15 protein-coding genes are annotated in these 16,402 nt (G+C 71.4%); 4 read left to right on the top strand and 11 right to left on the bottom strand.

Going from position 1 to position 16,402, the window contains the following annotated elements:
* Window positions 1-15: 15 nt before the first annotated feature.
* Entirely contained in the window at window positions 16-336 is a 321-nt protein-coding gene (locus ACFVFH_RS12545; protein WP_383766376.1) for a hypothetical protein, read from the top strand.
* Between the two features lie 124 nt (window positions 337-460).
* On the opposite strand, the gene ACFVFH_RS12540 is transcribed toward ACFVFH_RS12545, so the two are convergent.
* The gene (locus ACFVFH_RS12540) at window positions 461-850 is read right to left on the bottom strand and encodes a nuclear transport factor 2 family protein (protein WP_383766373.1); all 390 of its coding nucleotides are present in this window, start codon (window positions 848-850) and stop codon (window positions 461-463) included.
* 41 nt (window positions 851-891) lie between these two features.
* Window positions 892-1,728 carry a class I SAM-dependent methyltransferase gene (locus ACFVFH_RS12535; protein WP_383766370.1) on the bottom strand — a complete coding sequence of 279 codons (837 nt, stop codon included), beginning with the start codon at window positions 1,726-1,728 and terminating at the stop codon, window positions 892-894.
* A 70-nt stretch (window positions 1,729-1,798) separates the two neighbouring features.
* Here ACFVFH_RS12535 and ACFVFH_RS12530 point away from each other — a divergent pair, with 70 nt between their 5' ends.
* Together ACFVFH_RS12530 and ACFVFH_RS12525 are read left to right on the top strand one after the other, a co-directional pair.
* Entirely contained in the window at window positions 1,799-3,673 is a 1,875-nt protein-coding gene (locus ACFVFH_RS12530) for a S9 family peptidase (RefSeq protein ID WP_383766367.1), read from the top strand.
* 77 nt (window positions 3,674-3,750) lie between these two features.
* Entirely contained in the window at window positions 3,751-4,734 is a 984-nt protein-coding gene (locus ACFVFH_RS12525) for an SURF1 family protein (RefSeq protein ID WP_383766365.1), read from the top strand.
* Window positions 4,735-4,877: 143 nt separating this feature from the next.
* Here ACFVFH_RS12525 and ACFVFH_RS12520 read toward each other — a convergent pair whose 3' ends face one another.
* The 8 genes from ACFVFH_RS12520 to ACFVFH_RS12485 form a co-directional block, all read right to left on the bottom strand.
* Complete coding sequence (locus ACFVFH_RS12520; protein WP_383766362.1) at window positions 4,878-6,110, bottom strand: hypothetical protein; 1,233 nt, start codon at window positions 6,108-6,110, stop codon at window positions 4,878-4,880.
* Between the two features lie 329 nt (window positions 6,111-6,439).
* The gene (locus ACFVFH_RS12515; protein ID WP_383766360.1) at window positions 6,440-7,015 is read right to left on the bottom strand and encodes a SigE family RNA polymerase sigma factor; all 576 of its coding nucleotides are present in this window, start codon (window positions 7,013-7,015) and stop codon (window positions 6,440-6,442) included.
* Between the two features lie 381 nt (window positions 7,016-7,396).
* Window positions 7,397-8,461, bottom strand: a complete 1,065-nt coding sequence (locus tag ACFVFH_RS12510; protein ID WP_383766357.1) for an aspartate-semialdehyde dehydrogenase — start codon at window positions 8,459-8,461, stop codon at window positions 7,397-7,399.
* Window positions 8,458-9,729 carry an aspartate kinase gene (locus tag ACFVFH_RS12505; RefSeq protein WP_383766355.1) on the bottom strand — a complete coding sequence of 424 codons (1,272 nt, stop codon included), beginning with the start codon at window positions 9,727-9,729 and terminating at the stop codon, window positions 8,458-8,460. Before ACFVFH_RS12505 ends, ACFVFH_RS12510 begins: the two co-directional genes overlap by 4 nt.
* Before the next feature lie 338 nt (window positions 9,730-10,067).
* Window positions 10,068-12,188: a LamG-like jellyroll fold domain-containing protein gene (locus tag ACFVFH_RS12500; protein WP_383766352.1), complete on the bottom strand. Its 2,121-nt coding sequence runs from the start codon at window positions 12,186-12,188 to the stop codon at window positions 10,068-10,070.
* A gap of 123 nt (window positions 12,189-12,311) precedes the next feature.
* Window positions 12,312-12,971 carry a DUF5063 domain-containing protein gene (locus ACFVFH_RS12495; RefSeq protein WP_383766349.1) on the bottom strand — a complete coding sequence of 220 codons (660 nt, stop codon included), beginning with the start codon at window positions 12,969-12,971 and terminating at the stop codon, window positions 12,312-12,314.
* A 317-nt stretch (window positions 12,972-13,288) separates the two neighbouring features.
* The gene (gene recR / locus ACFVFH_RS12490; protein WP_124719582.1) at window positions 13,289-13,888 is read right to left on the bottom strand and encodes a recombination mediator RecR; all 600 of its coding nucleotides are present in this window, start codon (window positions 13,886-13,888) and stop codon (window positions 13,289-13,291) included.
* 167 nt (window positions 13,889-14,055) lie between these two features.
* Window positions 14,056-14,391, bottom strand: coding sequence for a YbaB/EbfC family nucleoid-associated protein (locus ACFVFH_RS12485; protein ID WP_072487886.1), 336 nt, complete (start codon window positions 14,389-14,391; stop codon window positions 14,056-14,058).
* A 356-nt stretch (window positions 14,392-14,747) separates the two neighbouring features.
* Between ACFVFH_RS12485 and ACFVFH_RS12480 the strand changes: the two genes are divergently transcribed.
* Entirely contained in the window at window positions 14,748-15,542 is a 795-nt protein-coding gene (locus tag ACFVFH_RS12480) for an SLATT domain-containing protein (protein WP_383766347.1), read from the top strand.
* A gap of 141 nt (window positions 15,543-15,683) precedes the next feature.
* Here ACFVFH_RS12480 and ACFVFH_RS12475 read toward each other — a convergent pair whose 3' ends face one another.
* Window positions 15,684-16,334 carry a hypothetical protein gene (locus ACFVFH_RS12475; RefSeq protein WP_383766811.1) on the bottom strand — a complete coding sequence of 217 codons (651 nt, stop codon included), beginning with the start codon at window positions 16,332-16,334 and terminating at the stop codon, window positions 15,684-15,686.
* Between the last annotated feature and the right edge of the window lie 68 nt (window positions 16,335-16,402).

The raw sequence follows: 16,402 nt of genomic DNA, 5'->3' as shown, positions 1-16,402 counted from the left end.
CAGGACCCTGAGCGCATGCCTCAACGCCTCATGTTCGTGCAGTTGAAGAGCGGCTACAACACCGACCGCGGGCCCTCGTGGATCGGGTGGGTGAACTTCTCGAAGACCTGGAGCACCGCGTACTTTCGCGGGAGGACACTGCGCCGGGCAGGGGGAATGTCCGATGCGAACTTCTACGACGTGCAGACCGACGAGGAGTTCTGGATCTCCGGACCGAAGCGGGATCGCACCGACACCCGCTACGGCCCCGACGACCCCGAGATCGAGCCGAATGCCGTCGAGCCCTACCGCGCCTTCCTGAACGGTGCACCTCTGCCGGGCCGGGAAAACGGCTAGCCTCGCGCTCGGGTGAGCGGGCCCGTCCAGGACCTCGCGCCACCACGGCCCGGGAGCGGACCTTCGGGCCCGGATTCGAAGCAGGTCGTCAGGCGCAGACTCGAAGCGGACCCTCGGGCGCAGGCTAGTACCGCTCGACGAGATGCTCCCGGCCCGACGGAGGCTCGTACGGCTCGGGCCAGAAGTCGGTGATTCCGCTGATCCGCCCCGCCGCGTCGAACACGAAGAAGTGGATGGCGTGCAACTCCTCGCCGCCGACCGTGAAGAGCGTGCGGACGGCGGCCTGCCGTCCCTGGTCGTCGGCCACCACGCGCTCGACTCGGACACGCCAGTCGCCGGGGTACTCCCGGTTGAATCTCAGGTACCGGTCCTTCCCCCGGATCCGCTCGCGCGTCTGCGGCAGCTCGTACAGCACCTCGTCGGCCAACGTCGCGGCGAAGGCGTCCCAGTCGCGGGCATCGGCCGCGCTCCAGTACGTCTCCGCCACTTCGCGCAGATCGGCAGTCGTCGTCATGGGTCCGAGTCTGGACCCCACCACTGACAATCGGCCGCGGTTCAGGAATCGGCGGCCCTCGACGCCTTGATGGAGTACATCAGCGGGATGCGCGGCCGGTCGGCGGGGAAGCGGTAGAAGCCGTCGCTCTGCCGCTCCAGCGTCGGGAAGCGGGCGAAGAGCGAGGCGTCGTGCTCGTGCAGGAACTCGATCCGCAGCCCCTCGGCGGCCAGCGCCGACACCACCTCACCGATCGGGTGCTGCCACTCGACGCTGCGGTTGTGGACGGTGGGCGCGTCGAAGTCCGCGTACGTGCCGGGCGTCTCGTCCACCCAGGCGTCGCGGCTGAAGTAGTCGTGCTCGACCTTCGTCCCGGTGGCGTCGTCGAGGCAGTCCGTCATCGGGTGGAATTCGGCGAGGTAGAGGAAGCCGCCCGGCGCCACGAGCGAGGCGGCGGTCTCGGCCCAGCGACGGATGTCGGGCAGCCAGTTCAGCGCGCCGATCCCGGTGTAGACGATGTCGTACGACGAGTCGGGGACGGCCTGCGCCGCGTCGTGCACGTCGGCCGCGACGAACGCCGCCCGGTCCTGGCCGAAGCCGAGCTCACGGGCCAGGGCGCGCGCGGTCTCGATGGCCGGTTCGGAGAAGTCCAGGCCCACGACCTGTGCGGCGCCGTGCCGGGCCCAGGAAAGGGTGTCGACCCCGATGTGGCACTGGAGGTGCAGCAGCGACTTGCCCGTGACGTCCCCGACCTCGGCGAGCTCGAAGTCGCGCAGGGCGTCCTTGCCGGCGCGGAAGGAGTCGAGGTCGTAGAAGTCGCTCCTGGCGTGTATCGGGACCCGCTCGTCCCAGTGCGCGCGGTTTGCCTCGTGCCAGTCGGCAGGGGTCGATGCATGCATGCCGGGAGGTTATCCACAGGCTGAGGACGAGGCGAACGAATTGTCGGCGTTCCGACGCAGAATGGGGGACATGACTGAGACCAATGGCCCGACGACGGCCCCTTCCGCCCAGGCCCACGCTTCCGTCCCGGAGTGGGAGAAGCGCTTCCGGGCGCCGCGCGTGTCGTTGCCCGACTGGGCGGAGGACGCCCCCGACCGCGCGCTGTTCGTCTCCAATGCCACGGGCACCTACGAGCTGTACGCCTGGGACCGCGCCACCGGCGAGCAGCGCCAGGTGACCGACCGGCCGAACGGCACCACGGACGGGGTGCTGACGCCCGACGGGGAGTCGGTCTGGTGGTTCGACGACACCGATGGCGACGAGTTCGGGGTGTGGATGCGCCAGCCGTTCCACGGCGGCGGCGCGGGCGGGCCGGGCGCGGTGGTGGACGAGCCGGCGACGCCCGGCCTCGCCCCCTCCTACCCGGCCGGGCTCGCGATCGGCCGGGACGGCACGGCGGTGGTCGGCCGCTCGACCGACGAGGACGGGACGACGGTCCACGTCGTGCGGCCCGGGGCGGCGCCCGTGGAGATCTACCGCCACCGCGAGTCGGCGGGCGTCGGTGACCTCAGCCATGACGGCACGCTGATCGCCCTGGAGCACACCGAGCACGGCGACGCGATGCACTCCGCGCTGCGCGTGGTGCGGCCGGACGGGACGACGGTCGCCGAGCTGGACGACACCGAGGGCGGTACGAAGGAGCTGGGGCTGTCCGTGCTGGGCTTCGCCCCCGTCGCCGGGGACACCCGGCTCCTGGTCGGGCACCAGCGGCGGGGGCGCTGGGAGCCGATGATCTGGGATCCGACCACGGGCGAGGAGACGGAGCTCGCGATCGATCTGCCCGGTGACGTGGTCGCCGAGTGGTATCCGGACGCCTCCGCGCTGCTGATCGTGCACGGCTTCGAGGCCCGCAGCGACCTGTGGCGGTACGAGCCGGAGGCGGGCGGCGCCCCCGTCCGGGTGGAGACCCCCGCGGGCTCGGTGTCGGGAGCCACGGCCCGGCCGGACGGCACCGTGGAGTACCTGTGGTCCTCCGCCGCGCAGCCGCCGGTCATCCGGTCCACCTCGGGCGCGGTGGTGCTCGATCCGCCCGGCCCGAAGGCCCCGGCGTCCGTGCCGGTGGAGGACGCGTGGGTGGACGGGCCCGGGGGCCGGATCCACGCACTCGTGCAGCGGCCCGCCGCCCCGGCCGAGGGGCCGTTCCCCACGGTCTTCGAGATCCACGGCGGCCCGACCTGGCACGACAGCGACGCCTTCGCCTCCGGTCCGGCCGCCTGGGTGGACCACGGCTTCGCGGTCGTCCGGGTCAATTACCGAGGCTCCACCGGTTACGGCCGCGCCTGGACGGACGCGCTCAAGCACCGGGTCGGCCTGATCGAGCTGGAGGACATCGCCGCGGTCCGGGAGTGGGCCGTGAAGTCCGGCCTCGCGGACCCGGAGCGGCTGGTCCTGTCCGGTGGCTCCTGGGGCGGCTATCTGACCCTGCTCGGCCTCGGTACGCAGCCGGACGACTGGGCCCTCGGCCTGGCGGCGGTCCCGGTCGCCGACTACGTCACGGCGTACCACGACGAGATGGAGGACCTGAAGGCGATGGACCGGACGCTGCTGGGCGGCACGCCGGAGGAGGTTCCCGAGCGCTTCGAGGCCTCGTCCCCGCTGACGTACGTCGACGCGGTCCGGGCGCCGGTCTACATCTCCGCGGGCGTCAACGACCCGCGCTGCCCGATCCGCCAGGTGGAGAACTACGTCGACCGGCTGAAGGACCGGGCCGCGGTGCACGAGGTGTACCGCTACGACGCGGGACACGGTTCGCTCGTCGTGGAGGAGCGGATCAAGCAGGTCCGCCTGGAACTGGACTTCGCCCGGCGCCACCTGGCTCCGGAGCCGGGCCCGACCACCGTGTAGCGGACGGGCCGGGCCGGGGGCTCCCGCCGGTGGCACCCCGCTCCGGGCGGCCGGAGCGGGGACCGTACCGTGGAGGGGTGTACCGGTTCCTGCTGACCCCGCGATGGTGGGGAATCAACCTCTTCGTCGTGCTGGCCATCCCGTTCTGCGTGTTCATGGGCACCTGGCAGCTCGGCCGCTTCGAGGACCGCGTGCAGACGCACGACGCCGCCGAGAAGCAGCCCGCTCCGGGTACGAGGCCCGCGAAGCCTCTCGATGAGCTCCTGCCCGTCGACACGGTGACCTCGGGCCGCCCCGCCACCGCCACCGGCCGGTACGCCGACCAGTTCCTGGTGCCCGGACGGGAGTTGGACGACAGGAGCGGCTTCTACGTACTGAACATGCTCCGTACGGACAGCGGCAAGGCCCTGCCGGTGGTACGCGGCTGGCTGCCCGGCAAGCCCGGCCACACCGCCGTGCCCGCCGCGCCGACCGGCACGGTCACGGTGACCGGTGACCTCCAGGCGTCCGAGAACACCGGTACCGCGGGTGTCGACACGGCGGGCGGGCTTCCCGACGGCCAGTTGGGCATGATCAGCGCCGCGTCGCTCGTCAACCTCGTGCCCTACGACGTGTACGACGCATGGGTGACCCTCCAGGACGCCGACGGCGGCGCCGGGGGCAAGGGCGCCGGCGCGCTGCGCCCCGTACCGGCCGCCGTGGCCCAGGGCACCGGGCTGGACCTGAAGGCCTTCCAGAACCTCGGCTACACCGGCGAGTGGTTCGTCTTCGCGGGGTTCGTGCTCTTCATGTGGTTCCGGCTGGTCCGCCGCGAGGCCGAGGCAGCACGCGACCTGCAACTGGGCCTCACCGAGGACACGGGCGCGGGCGCGGATGCGGGTGCGGATGCGGATGCGAATACGGCCGCGGAGGCGGGCGTGGCCCCGGCCGCGACCGCGAAGGCGGATGTTTCAGCCGAGGCGGGGGCTGCGTCCGGGGCCGGGGCCGGGGCCGACGACAAGGCCGACGTCAAGGCCGGGGCCGGAGCGGGCAAGGACGGCGTGGGTACCGAAACCGTCTGAGACACATATGTATCCATGAGGGGCCCGCCGGTCGATCGTCGATCCGGCGGGCCCCTCATGGATATGCGCTGTGGTGCACCTGTCGTGCGGCCGCTGTGCGCCTGCCGGGCGGCTGCCGTGCTCCTGGCGGGCGGTGCGCGGCCTCACGTCGCGGGGGCCAGCACCCCGGTCCGGTAGATCGTGCCCGAGCAGGCGTTGTCGATCTTCGTCTCGGCGACCGGCGCCCCGGGCTCCGGCGTGTGCATCACGGAGACACTGCCGTCCTGCGTACCCCCGCCGTCCTCGCTGCCGAACTGCGCGACGGTGTCCGACGTCCCCTCACCATTCCCCGCGCCGGTACCGGCAGCCGCGGCGCCGCCCGCCCCGCCCGCGTCCTCGGTCGGTGTCGGACTCGGCGAGCCCCCGACGGTCGGGCAGGTGTCCTTGGGCACCCAGGCGAACTTCACCTCGTACGCCATGGACGGCTTCAGCAGCACCGTCTCCTGCTCCTGCGAAGGATCGGGCAGTCCGGCCGCCGCGTCGCCCGCGGTGTGGTGGACGACCGCGATCCTGGCCGGGTCGGCGGCGCCGATCGCCTGGAAGCCCACGCTTCCGCTGCTGCTCACCGCACACTCCGTGCCGGAGACGTTGGCGATCCGGAAGGTGCCGTAGACCGTGCCGTCGGCACCGGCCGCGCCGGTCTCGGCCGAGGCGACACCGAGCTGTCCCGGGTCGCAGGCGGGCATGGCGACCATCGCGGAGCTGCTCGGATCGGCGATCCCGCCGGACAGGTGCCCGTCCTCGCCCTGGCCACGGCTGTCGGCGGGGCTGGCCGTGCTCGTGGGCTGGTTCGGGCCGCCGTCGGCCTGCCCCTCGGTGCTGCCGCTGCTGTTCTTGCCGCCGGACTGCGAGCCGGTGTCGACGCCGTTGCCGCCCTGCGCCTGCTCGCCGTGTCCGGCTATCGCGGGGTCGGCGGCGTTCGAACCGTCGGAGTTCGCCACATGGACGAAGGCGGGTACCGCGGTGCCGATGAGCAGCGCCGCTGCTGCCAGGCCGACGACGGCCTGGCGCCGCTTGGCGCGCCGGACGGGAACCGCGCGTTGCAGATGGTCGAGCGTGCCGTCGCTGGGCTCGATGTTCTCGACGACGCCGTGCAGCATGCGGCGGAGGGCGGCCTCGTCGAGGCCCGCACCGGTGCCGCTGCCGGCGTCGCTCCCGGCACCTGGGCCGTCGGTCCGGCCCGTCCTCCGGCCCGAACCGAAGAGATTGCTCAGGGTGGCGAGTTCGGCGGTCTCGGCGGTCTCGACGGCCGCAGTGGTCCCGGGGGCGGTCGTCGTGATCACCTCGGTCTCGGCGGACGCCTCGGTCCCGGCAGTCGCCTCCCTCCCGACAGGCACCCCAGGCACCCCAGCCCCGCGAGCCCCAGTGGTCACGTCAGCCCCGTCAGCCCCAGCCGAATCGTCCAGCGCATCCGACCCGTCCGACCTGCCCGGCCCATCCGCCCCGTCCAGCGCGTCCGATCCGTCCGACCTGCCCGGCCCATCCGCCCCGCCCGGCTCGTTCAGCTCGTCCGGCCCGTCGTTCACAATCCCGATTCCAGTCCGGTCCGTCCGAGGACACCCACTCGGCTGCTCACGCCCGGGACCGTTCGCCTTCTCGTTCTCGTTTGCGCTCTCGTACGCGCTCGCGCTCGTGCCCTCGTACGCGTTCTCGCGGTCGCCGCGGCTCATCCCTGCGCCTCCATCACGACGCGCAGTGCCGCGATCCCGCGGGAGCCGTAGGCCTTGACCGAACCCAGGGATATCCCCAGCGTCTCGGCCACCTGGACCTCCGTCATGTCCGCGAAGTAACGCAGCACCAGCACCTCCCGCTGGCGCCGCTGGAGCCCCCGCATCGCCTTGATCAGCGCGTCCCGCTCCAGCTGGTCGTACGCGCCCTCCTCCGCGCTCGCCATGTCCGGCATGGGCTTGGAGAGCAGCTTCAGGCCGAGGATGCGGCGGCGCAGCGCGGAGCGCGAGAGGTTGACGACGGTCTGCCGCAGATACGCCAGCGTCTTCTCCGGGTCCCGCACCCGGTTGCGCGCCGAGTGCACGCGGATGAACGCCTCCTGCACCACGTCCTCGCAGGAGGCCGTGTCGTCCAGGAGCAGGGCGGCGAGGCCGAGCAGCGAACGGTAGTGGGCGCGGTAGGTCTCGGTGAGATGGTCGACCGTGGTTCCGGCAGCCACGCTCTCCTCAGCACCCTCGCGCTGCGAGGGCAGCCGGGTGGAGCGAGCAGCGGGCATGGGCGCAATCACCGGCATACCGCCGGGTGCGCGGGGCCGCCGCAGCGGACGCACCGAGGCGCCGCGCAAGGGGCCCACCACTGTGATATCGAGAACCTCTGCCACGCCAGTTGGACACGTTGCCCCCCGTCAGGGTTGTACGCGCGCGCCACCGCGTTCGGCGCTGTGCGACATGCCCTCATACGTACCTGCTCTTCCCCAAATGCCCCGAATGTGCGCCTCGCCGCGCCAGAGGTGACCGCATAGACGCACACGCCCCGGCCAGTGGTTGCAGCGGGCCGAAAGCCATCGTCGGATATGGAAACACCCCAGCTCAAGAGGTTGAGGCTTTCAACTTACTCACAGGGCATTCACAGAATGCGTACAAACCAGGTGCGATCAGGACCGGGGCGACTTCGATCAGGTGCGGGGGAACTCCGCGGCCACCGACTCGGCGATCTGAGCCACGTTCAGCGCCGCGCCCTTGCGCAGGTTGTCGCCGCAGACGAACAGCTCCAGACCCTGCGGATCATCCAGTGACCTGCGCACTCGCCCGACCCAGGTCGGATCGGTGCCGACGACGTCGGACGGCGTCGGGAAGTCCCCCGCCGCCGGGCTGTCGTACAGCACCACGCCCGGTGCCGTCGCCAGGATCTCGTGGGCCCGCTCGACCGCGATCTCGCTCTCGAACCGGGCATGCACGGACATCGAGTGCGTCGCGATGACGGGAACGTACACACAGGTGGCCGCGACCCGCAGGCTCGGCAGGTCGAGGATCTTGCGGCACTCCTCGCGGATCGCCAGCTCCTCCGACGACCAGCCGTCCCCGGCGTCGGTACCCGCCCAGGGCACCACGTTGAGGGCCACCGGCGCGGCGAAGGGGCTGCCCTCCGTGTCGCCCAGGGCCCGGCGCACATCGCCGGGGTTCGTGCCCAGCTCCGTACCGGCGACCAGCGACAGCTGTTCGCGCAGGGCCGCGACACCGTCCCGGCCCACCCCGCTCACCGCCTGGTACGAGGAGACGACCAGTTCCCGCACGCCGAACTCGGCGTGCAGCGCGCCCACCGCGACGATCAGCGCGAGCGTCGTGCAGTTCGGGCTGGCCACGATGCCACGCGGCCTGATCCGTACGGCGTGCGGATTGATCTCGGGCACGACCAGCGGGACGTCCGCGTCCAGCCGGAACGCGGCGGAGTCGTCGATGACGACCGTGCCCTTGGCGGCGGCGATCGGCGCCCACCGCGCGGAGACGTCGTCGGGCACCAGGAACAGCGCCACGTCCACGTCGTCGAAGACGTCCTCGGTGAGTTCGAGGACCTCGGTCTCCTCACCGCGCACGACCAGCTTGCGGCCGGCCGAACGCGGCGAGGCGATCAGCTTCACCTCGCCCCAGACATCCGCGTGCTGCGAAAGGATCTGGAGCATGACGCCGCCGATCGCCCCGGTCGCGCCGACGACCGCGAGCGAAGGACGGCGCGCGGTCATCGGCCGGTGCCCCCGTAGACGACGGCCTCGTCCGAGTCACTGTCGAGACCGAAGGCGGTGTGCACGGCGCGCACGGCCTCGATGACGTCGTCGGCGCGGGTGACCACCGAGATACGGATCTCGGACGTCGAGATCAGCTCGATGTTCACACCGGCGTCCGAGAGCGCCTCGAAGAAGCCCGCCGTGACCCCGGGGTTGGTCTTCATACCGGCGCCGACCAGGGAGATCTTGGCGATCTGGTCGTCGTAACGCAGCGAGTCGAAGCCGATGGCGCCCCGGTTGCGCTCCAGGGCGTCGATGGCCTTGCGGCCCTCGGCCTTGGGCAGCGTGAACGAGATGTCGGTCAGCCCGGTCGACGCGGCGGAGACGTTCTGCACCACCATGTCGATGTTGATCTCCGCGTTCGCGATGGTGCGGAAGATCGCGGCGGCCTCGCCCGGCTTGTCGGGCACGCCGACGACGGTGATCTTGGCCTCGGAGACGTCATGGGCGACTCCGGAGATGATCGCGTGCTCCACCTTCTGGTCCCCTTGCGGCTCGTTGCTGACCCAGGTTCCGCGCAGTCCGGAGAAGGACGAACGGACGTGGATCGGGATGTTGTAGCGGCGTGCGTACTCGACGCACCGGTGCAGCAGCACCTTGGAGCCGGACGCGGCCAGCTCCAGCATGTCCTCGAAGGAGATCCAGTCGATCTTCCGGGCCTTCTTCACGACCCGCGGGTCGGCGGTGAAGACACCGTCCACATCGGTGTAGATCTCACAGACCTCGGCGTCCAGCGCGGCCGCGAGGGCGACGGCGGTGGTGTCGGAGCCGCCGCGTCCGAGGGTGGTGATGTCCTTCTTGTCCTGGGACACGCCCTGGAACCCCGCGACGATCGCGATGTTCCCCTCGTCCAGCGCGGTACGGATACGGCCCGGCGTCACATCGATGATGCGCGCTTTGTTGTGGACCGAGTCGGTGATGACGCCCGCCTGGCTGCCTGTGAACGACTGGGCCTCGTGGCCCAGGTTTTTGATCGCCATCGCCAGCAGGGCCATGGAGATCCGCTCTCCGGCGGTCAGCAGCATGTCGAACTCACGCCCGGCAGGGATCGGGGATACCTGCTCGGCGAGATCGATCAACTCGTCCGTCGTGTCGCCCATCGCTGACACCACGACAACCACCTGGTTGCCATTCTTCTTGGCATCGACGATTCGCTTGGCGACGCGCTTGATGCCTTCGGCATCGGCTACGGAGGAGCCTCCGTACTTCTGCACGACAAGGCCCACGTGCGCTCCTCGCTCAGTCCATTACTGCGGTCGACTCAGTTTAACGAGCAGCCCGGAAACGCCTCGCTGATACCACATGGTGAGATGTCCCGCTCAGCACGTGATCATCAGCGAGTCGTTCCGGACCGCTCGTACAGAGTTGCTGCCCGCCGAAATGGCCCGCACTCCCGTATGTGTCCCAGCCCACACGCCCGGTCCGTGCGGCAGGTCCGTGCGCCCAGCCCGCACGTCCGGTCCGCACGCCGGGTCCATGCGCCGGGTCCGTACGCCCGGTCACCCTGCCCCGGGCGCGCGGTCCGCACGCCACGGACGGCGGCGGGCTGACGGACGGCGGCGGGCTACCAGAGAGCTGCGACCTCGCTGTTGGTGAGCGCGCCGGAGAAGGCCCGGACCTGGTCCACGGCCCCGTGCAGATACTCGCCCCACCCGTCGGCCGTACGGCCCCGGCCCACTTGGAGGCCGCCGCCGCTCGTCCAGCCACCACGGAACTCGGCGACGCCCGCGGTCTTGGCGTAACCGTCCACGAAGAGGGTGATCCGGCCCGCCGCGACGTCACGGACCACCGCGATCCGGTGCCCCCCGCCCTGGCCGCCGTCCGGCTCCACGAACCGGGCGACCGTCGTCTCGGCGGCTCCCGGCTCGTCCGCGTCGGTCACCACCAGTTCCCAGCTGGACGTGGACGGCTCGTAGCGGACCTTGAAGGCGTCGCCGTGCGCCCCTCCCTGTGAGAGGACGGTCATCGGGTGGTCCGGCTCCTGGTCGGCCAGCCGCACCGTCGCACTCACCGTGTAGCTTTCGCCGGTGTCGACGACCGGCTTCTCCGTGGCCGCGTGGCCCGAGACACCGTTCAGATTCAGATGGCCCTCGTCCACGAGGGGCCAGTCCCCGGGGTTGCAGTCGGGGTCCGCCGGATCGCACGTCCCGTCCAGCCGGAAGATCGAGGCACCCTGGCCCAGCTTCAGTGGCTGACCGCCGTTCGACTCGGCGCTGATGCCGCCGGGAGCCGTCTCCAGCGCCCAATGGCCGAGCAGCTCCGCCTTACGGGCGGCGAGCCGCTCGATCTCGGCCGGCACCGCCACACGGTCGAAGACCTGTGCCTCGCCGACCTCGCCCCGCCAGTGGTCCCGGTAGCCGGCGGCTCCCCGTGCCCGGCCGATCTGGAAGTCCCCGTCGCCCGCCACCGGGGTCACGGTCCGCTCATCGCCCACCGCCTTGCCGTTGACGTACAGCCGGGCCTTGCCCGTACGGGCGTCGTACCGCCCGAGCACATGGGCCCACTCGCCCGCCCCGGGTTCGCCCCCGGTCAGCGTCGTGCCGCCGACGGCGAACGACCAGACCGGCTTGCCGCCGGCCTGCCGGAGGCCCAGCGTGAACGCGGCCCCCTGCCCGGAGTCCTGACTGGCCACGGTCCGGGTGCCGTCCACCGAGGCAGGCCGCACCCAGGCCCCCACCGTGAAGGTCCCGTCCGCCGCAACGACCGGGGCGTCGGGCGTCACGAAGCCGTCCTCCGTCCCGTCCAGGCTCACCGAGGAGGTCATGCCCGTGCCCGACGGCGCACCGGCGCCGAACGCGGCTCCGGCTCCGGCACGGGCCACCGGACCGGCCTCCGCGGCTGCCGTGTGCGAGCCCGCCGCGTCGTCCAGCTTCCAGTGCGCGGCCGGTGCCCGCCCGGAGCCCACCCGGAACTGGTAATTCGTGGGCGTGCTGCCGTTGCCCGCGCGGTCGAACGCCTGGACCGTCAGCATGTGAAGGCCCGACGACTCCGGGAGGTAGTCGATGTCCGCCGCCCGGTCCGGGCCCGACGCCTGGACGGTCAGCTGCGGGCCGCCCAGGAAGGTGTACTGGTAGGACTCGACGTCCTCGGACGGCGAAGTGATGTGGAAGGTGCCGTGCACCCCGACGCCGTCCGTCCAGTCGTCACCGTCCGGATAGTCGGCGGACGACACCGCCGGGGCCGCGGGGACCGTACGGTCGTACACGAACACGCAGGCAGCGCCCGCGCCTTCGGAGCTCCAGGGCGAGGTCTTCCCCTCGCTGAGGGCGCGCACATGCCACGAAATCGCGGTGTCGGCCGGGATTCCGATCTCCTCGGGCAACTGCCAGGAGAAGACCGAACCCTGGGGCTTGGAGGTCGTGGTCAGCCGGCGCCGCTCGACGCCGCCATCGGCCGACCACCACACCTCGAACTCGGCCGCGACCGCGGGCGCGCCCGGCTGCCCGCCGTTCACCGGGTCGGACAGCACGGCACGCAGCGGTGGAACGGTACGGACGTAGGCCTGGGGCTCCCCCGCCCCGCACGCCCGGCTGCCGGTCTCCAGCTGCGAGGCCCACGACTGCTCCGGAGCCGGGTCGGCGACCGCGACCGCCGTCCCCTGCGTCGTCAGCACCACCCCGGCGACCAGCGACAACGCCCCCAGCCGCGCCGTTCTTCGACGCCCCGCACCCATGATCTGACGCATACGTCCCTCCCCATCACTTTCTGTGACAACCACAGATCATCGGGAGGTTAGCAACACGCACCGACAACGGCACGAAATTTTCTACGGCTACGCAACCGGGCGCCGCTACGGATCAGCGGCGCGTTACTGAACCGGCCGAAGCCCCAGGGGGCCCGCGATCTCCTCGGCCATCACGCGGCCCGCCTCTTCGGCGAGGTCGTCGTCGATGGTCTCCGAGTCGGTGTCCAGGCCGTCCAGCTCCTGGAGGGGCTGGTTGAGGCGGATGTGGGCGACCAGGGACTGGAGGGCGCGCAGGGTGGCGGAGGCGGTGGAGCCCCAGTTGGAGAAGTAGGAGAACTGCCACCACCACAGCGCCTCGGTGGTGCGGTCCTCCTCGTAGTGGGCCAGGCCGTGGCGCAGGTCGGTGACCAGGTCGGCCAGGTCGTCGGAGATCCGGGCCGGGACCGGGGCCTTGCGGGGCTCGTACGGGTCGAAGACCTCGGAGTAGACGTCGATCGGCTCCAGCAGGGCGGCGAACCGCTCGCGCAGGCCGTCCGCGTCCGGCTCCGCGCCCAGGTCCGGCTCGTAGCGCTCGTCGGGGAGGATGTCCTCGTACGCGCCGAGCCGGCCGCCCGCCAGCAGGAGCTGGGAGATCTGGAGCAGCAGGACGGGAACGGCTTCCTCGGGCTCCTCGACCTTGGACACCTCGGTGACCGCGACGATGAACGTCTTGATCTGGTCGGCGATCTGGACGGCGAAGTCGTCCGGGTCCTGCGTGACGGAGTTCAGCGTGGCGTCAGACATCGAGGGGACCTCCCGTGGGCACGGTCGCGAACGGTGAGTAGAACATAGCGTCGCTGAACGTAAAGCCGCCGTGAGTCGCGGGAACGACCGGAGAAGCCGTCGTGAAAACCGTCGCGGGAACGGTCCTGCGGACACTCCCGGAACGCGCCGCGCGAACAGTCCCGCCGACACTCACGGAACCCGCCGCGCGAACAGTCCCGCCGACACTCACGGAACCCGCCGCGCGAAGCGCCGTCGTCACGGGGAGCGGCGTCGCCGCGCGAAGCGCCGGCGGCACGGGGAGCGCCGTCAGGAGGGTGCCCGGGGATGGGTGGGCGTCAGACATCGAGCAGGCGCCTCCCCTCGAAGGCGCGGCCCAGAGTGACCTCGTCCGCGTACTCCAGGTCGCCGCCCACCGGCAGACCGCTGGCGAGCCGGGTGACCCGCAGGCCCATCGGCTTGACCATCCGCGCGAGGTACGTCGCGGTGGCCTCGCCCTCCAGGTTGGGGTCCGTCGCCAGGATCAGCTCCGTGATCGAGCCGTCCGCGAGGCGGGCGAGCAGCTCTCGGATGCGCAGGTCGTCCGGGCCTACGCCCTCGATCGGGCTGATCGCGCCGCCGAGTACGTGGTACCGGCCCCGGAACTCACGGGTCCGCTCGATCGCGACGACGTCCTTCGGCTCCTCGACCACACAGATCACCGACGGGTCCCGGCGCGTGTCCCGGCAGATGTTGCACTGCTCCTGCTGGGCGACATTGCCGCAGACGGAACAGAACCGGACCTTGTCCTTGACCTCCAGGAGTGCGTGGGCGAGCCGGCGCACATCGGTCGGCTCGGCCTGCAGGATGTGGAAGGCGATCCGCTGCGCGCTCTTGGGACCGACGCCGGGCAGCCTGCCCAACTCGTCGATGAGGTCCTGAACCACGCCTTCGTACAACGGGAACGCCTTCCTTTCCTTGAGCTGTCCTGAGGTGCTTGAGCTGTCCTGAGGTGCTTGAGCTGTCTGAGCTGTCTGAGCTGTCCCGAGCTACCCCGCGCTGCCCTGCGCCGTCCTGGGCGAGCGGGCTCCGGTGAGCGGGCTCCGCTCCGGCCGGCCCGGACGCGTCAGAAGGGGAGGCCGGGCATGCCGCCCAGGCCCTGGGCCAGCGGGCCCAGCTTCTGCTGCTGGAGCTGCTGCGCGTTCTCGTTGGCCGCCTGGACCGCGGCGACGACGAGGTCCGCGAGCGTCTCGGTGTCCTCCGGGTCGACCGCCTTCGGGTCGATCACGAGGTTGCGGAGCTCTCCGGAGCCGGTGACGGTCGCCTTCACGAGACCGCCACCCGCCTGCCCCTCGACCTCGGTCCTGGCCAGTTCCTCCTGGGCCGCGGCGAGGTCCTGCTGCATCTTCTGGGCCTGCTGCAGCAGCTGCTGCATATTGGGCTGACCACCACCGGGAATCACGGTCACTCCTGGCAATTCGACGACAAAATGTTTCGGTACGCCGAGCCTACGTGGTCACCGGGCAGCGCGCCCCACTCACTGGCGCGCAACTCTTTCGGGTGAGTTTCAAGCGGGGCCTGCCACGCTCCTATACCTGATCACAGCCTCCGCGCACCCGGGAATACCGCGTTTTCTACCCCACGGCCCACCATTCGGCGGTAGGAAGGGCATGCGCGTCTGAACACGCAGGCACACCGGTCGTCACGCAAGGTTACCCACGCGGGACTGTCGGCCACGCCGGAGAGCAGTGAGCACCCCGCCGTCTCGCACACATCGCCGCTTCAGGCGTCGCTACGCAGAATGCAGAGGAGTACCCGGTGAGCCAGCCGGAGATGCAGCCCGAAGGGCCGCCCCGCAACGAGCCCGGTTCGGCCGGCTCGGCCGGTTCCTCCGGTTCGGGCTCCGGCGCACGCGGCCGGGGCGCCCGGGGCCGGGATCTGACCGGTGCGCCGTTCCCGCTCGGCGACTGGGGCGAACCCGCCGACCGCCTCGACGAGCTGTACCGCTGGGTCGAGGCCGACGCGCTGCGCACCGCCGACTGGTACCTGGGCGACCGGGTGTGGAAGCGCCGCGCGGCCAGGGCACTGCGGGTCGGCACCGCGGCCGGGACACTGGCGGGCGCCGCGCTGCCGCTGTTCGATCTGACCGGGGTGCTGCACGGGGCGGCGGGCTGGGGCTATCTGTCGCTGCTGCTGGGCGCCGCGAGCATGGCCAGCGACCGGTACTTCGGCCTCACCTCCGGCTGGATAAGGAGTCTCGCCACTGCCCAGGCCGTGCAGCGGCGCCTCCAGGTGCTCCAGTTCGACTGGGCGTCGGAATCCGTGCGGGAGGTCCTCGGCCCGACCGAGGGGACGGCCAGCGAGGCGGCCGAACGGTGCCTGGGCGTGCTGCGGCGGTTCTCGGAGGACATCACGGAGCTGGTGCGCACCGAGACCGCCGACTGGATGGTGGAGTTCCGGGCCGGGCCCGCGCCGATGGGGATGCAGGCGCTGTCCTCGGGCGGCGGGAACAGCGGGCGCCAGGACCAGGGGGTGCTGCCCGGCCGGTTCCCGCTCCAGACGATGGCCCGGCCGAACATGCCGCGCCAGCGCCCCCCGGAGTCGCCGCGGTGACCCCGGAGCCCCGGCCCACCCACGACTGCCCCCGGCCCGCCCACGACGGGCCCCGGCCCGCCCACGACTGCTCCCGGCCCGCCCGGAGCAATCCCGTATCCGTCCCGGTCCGGCCGGAGGACGGCACTTCGAAGACGGGCCCTAGCTGAAGATGATCATGGAGCCCTGGGCGAGGCTCCGGGTGGCCGCCGCGTGCAGGCCCAGCCAGACGTGCCGTTCCCGGGCGAACGGGCTGTCGTCGTACGGCATCGGGGCCGCCGGCTCCTCCAGGGAGGTCGGTGCGGCGGGCGGCAGCGGGGCCGGCGGCGGGTTCGCCGGGTCGATGCCGATGGACGGGGCGACGTACTGGAGCTCCCGCAGCAGGCCGTGCGAGGAGCCGAGCGGGCCGCCGCCCTCCAGCAGGTCGTCGGCGGAGAGCGGGGCGGCGAAGTCCAGCGGGACGTACGCCCCGGCGTGGTCGTAGTGCCAGACCAGGTGGGACTGGCGGGCCGTCGCCTCGAACATCTCCAGCAACTGCTCGTAGTCACCGCCCAGTTCACCGACCGGCGTGACGGAGAATCCGCTGAGCTGGAGCAGGAAGGCGCGGCGGAGGAAATGCAGGGCGTCGTAGTCGAAACCCGCGACCGGCGCGACATCGCCCGTCAGCCCCGGCATGTACGCGTACACGGGGACGGGCGGCAGTCCGGCCTCGCCCAACGCCTTGTCGTAGACGGCTATCTCTTCGGCGAACGGGTTGTCGGGGCTGTGGCACAGCACGTCGACGAGGGGAACCAGCCACAGGTCACAGGCCACGAAGTCTCGCTCTCCCACGGGTACGCATCGGGGTGTTCGGATGTCCGGATGTCCGGCATGTTCGGATG

Origin of the sequence: Streptomyces sp. NPDC057697, from assembly GCF_042799335.1 — a bacterium.
Classification (GTDB): Bacteria; Actinomycetota; Actinomycetes; order Streptomycetales; family Streptomycetaceae; genus Streptomyces.
Note: the sequence above shows the minus strand (reverse complement) of the source record. Positions and strands in the feature narration are given on the sequence as shown.

Excerpts from the sequence above, each read along its gene's own strand:
- ACFVFH_RS12545 (WP_383766376.1), top strand. The coding sequence starts at position 16 with ATGCCTCAACGCCTCATGTTCGTGCAGTTGAAGAGCGGCTACAACACC.
- ACFVFH_RS12540 (WP_383766373.1), bottom strand. The coding sequence starts at position 850 with ATGACGACGACTGCCGATCTGCGCGAAGTGGCGGAGACGTACTGGAGC.
- ACFVFH_RS12535 (WP_383766370.1), bottom strand. The coding sequence starts at position 1,728 with ATGCATGCATCGACCCCTGCCGACTGGCACGAGGCAAACCGCGCGCAC.
- ACFVFH_RS12530 (WP_383766367.1), top strand. The coding sequence starts at position 1,799 with ATGACTGAGACCAATGGCCCGACGACGGCCCCTTCCGCCCAGGCCCAC.
- ACFVFH_RS12515 (WP_383766360.1), bottom strand. The coding sequence starts at position 7,015 with ATGCCGGTGATTGCGCCCATGCCCGCTGCTCGCTCCACCCGGCTGCCC.
- ACFVFH_RS12510 (WP_383766357.1), bottom strand. The coding sequence starts at position 8,461 with ATGACCGCGCGCCGTCCTTCGCTCGCGGTCGTCGGCGCGACCGGGGCG.
- ACFVFH_RS12500 (WP_383766352.1), bottom strand. The coding sequence starts at position 12,188 with ATGCGTCAGATCATGGGTGCGGGGCGTCGAAGAACGGCGCGGCTGGGG.
- ACFVFH_RS12495 (WP_383766349.1), bottom strand. The coding sequence starts at position 12,971 with ATGTCTGACGCCACGCTGAACTCCGTCACGCAGGACCCGGACGACTTC.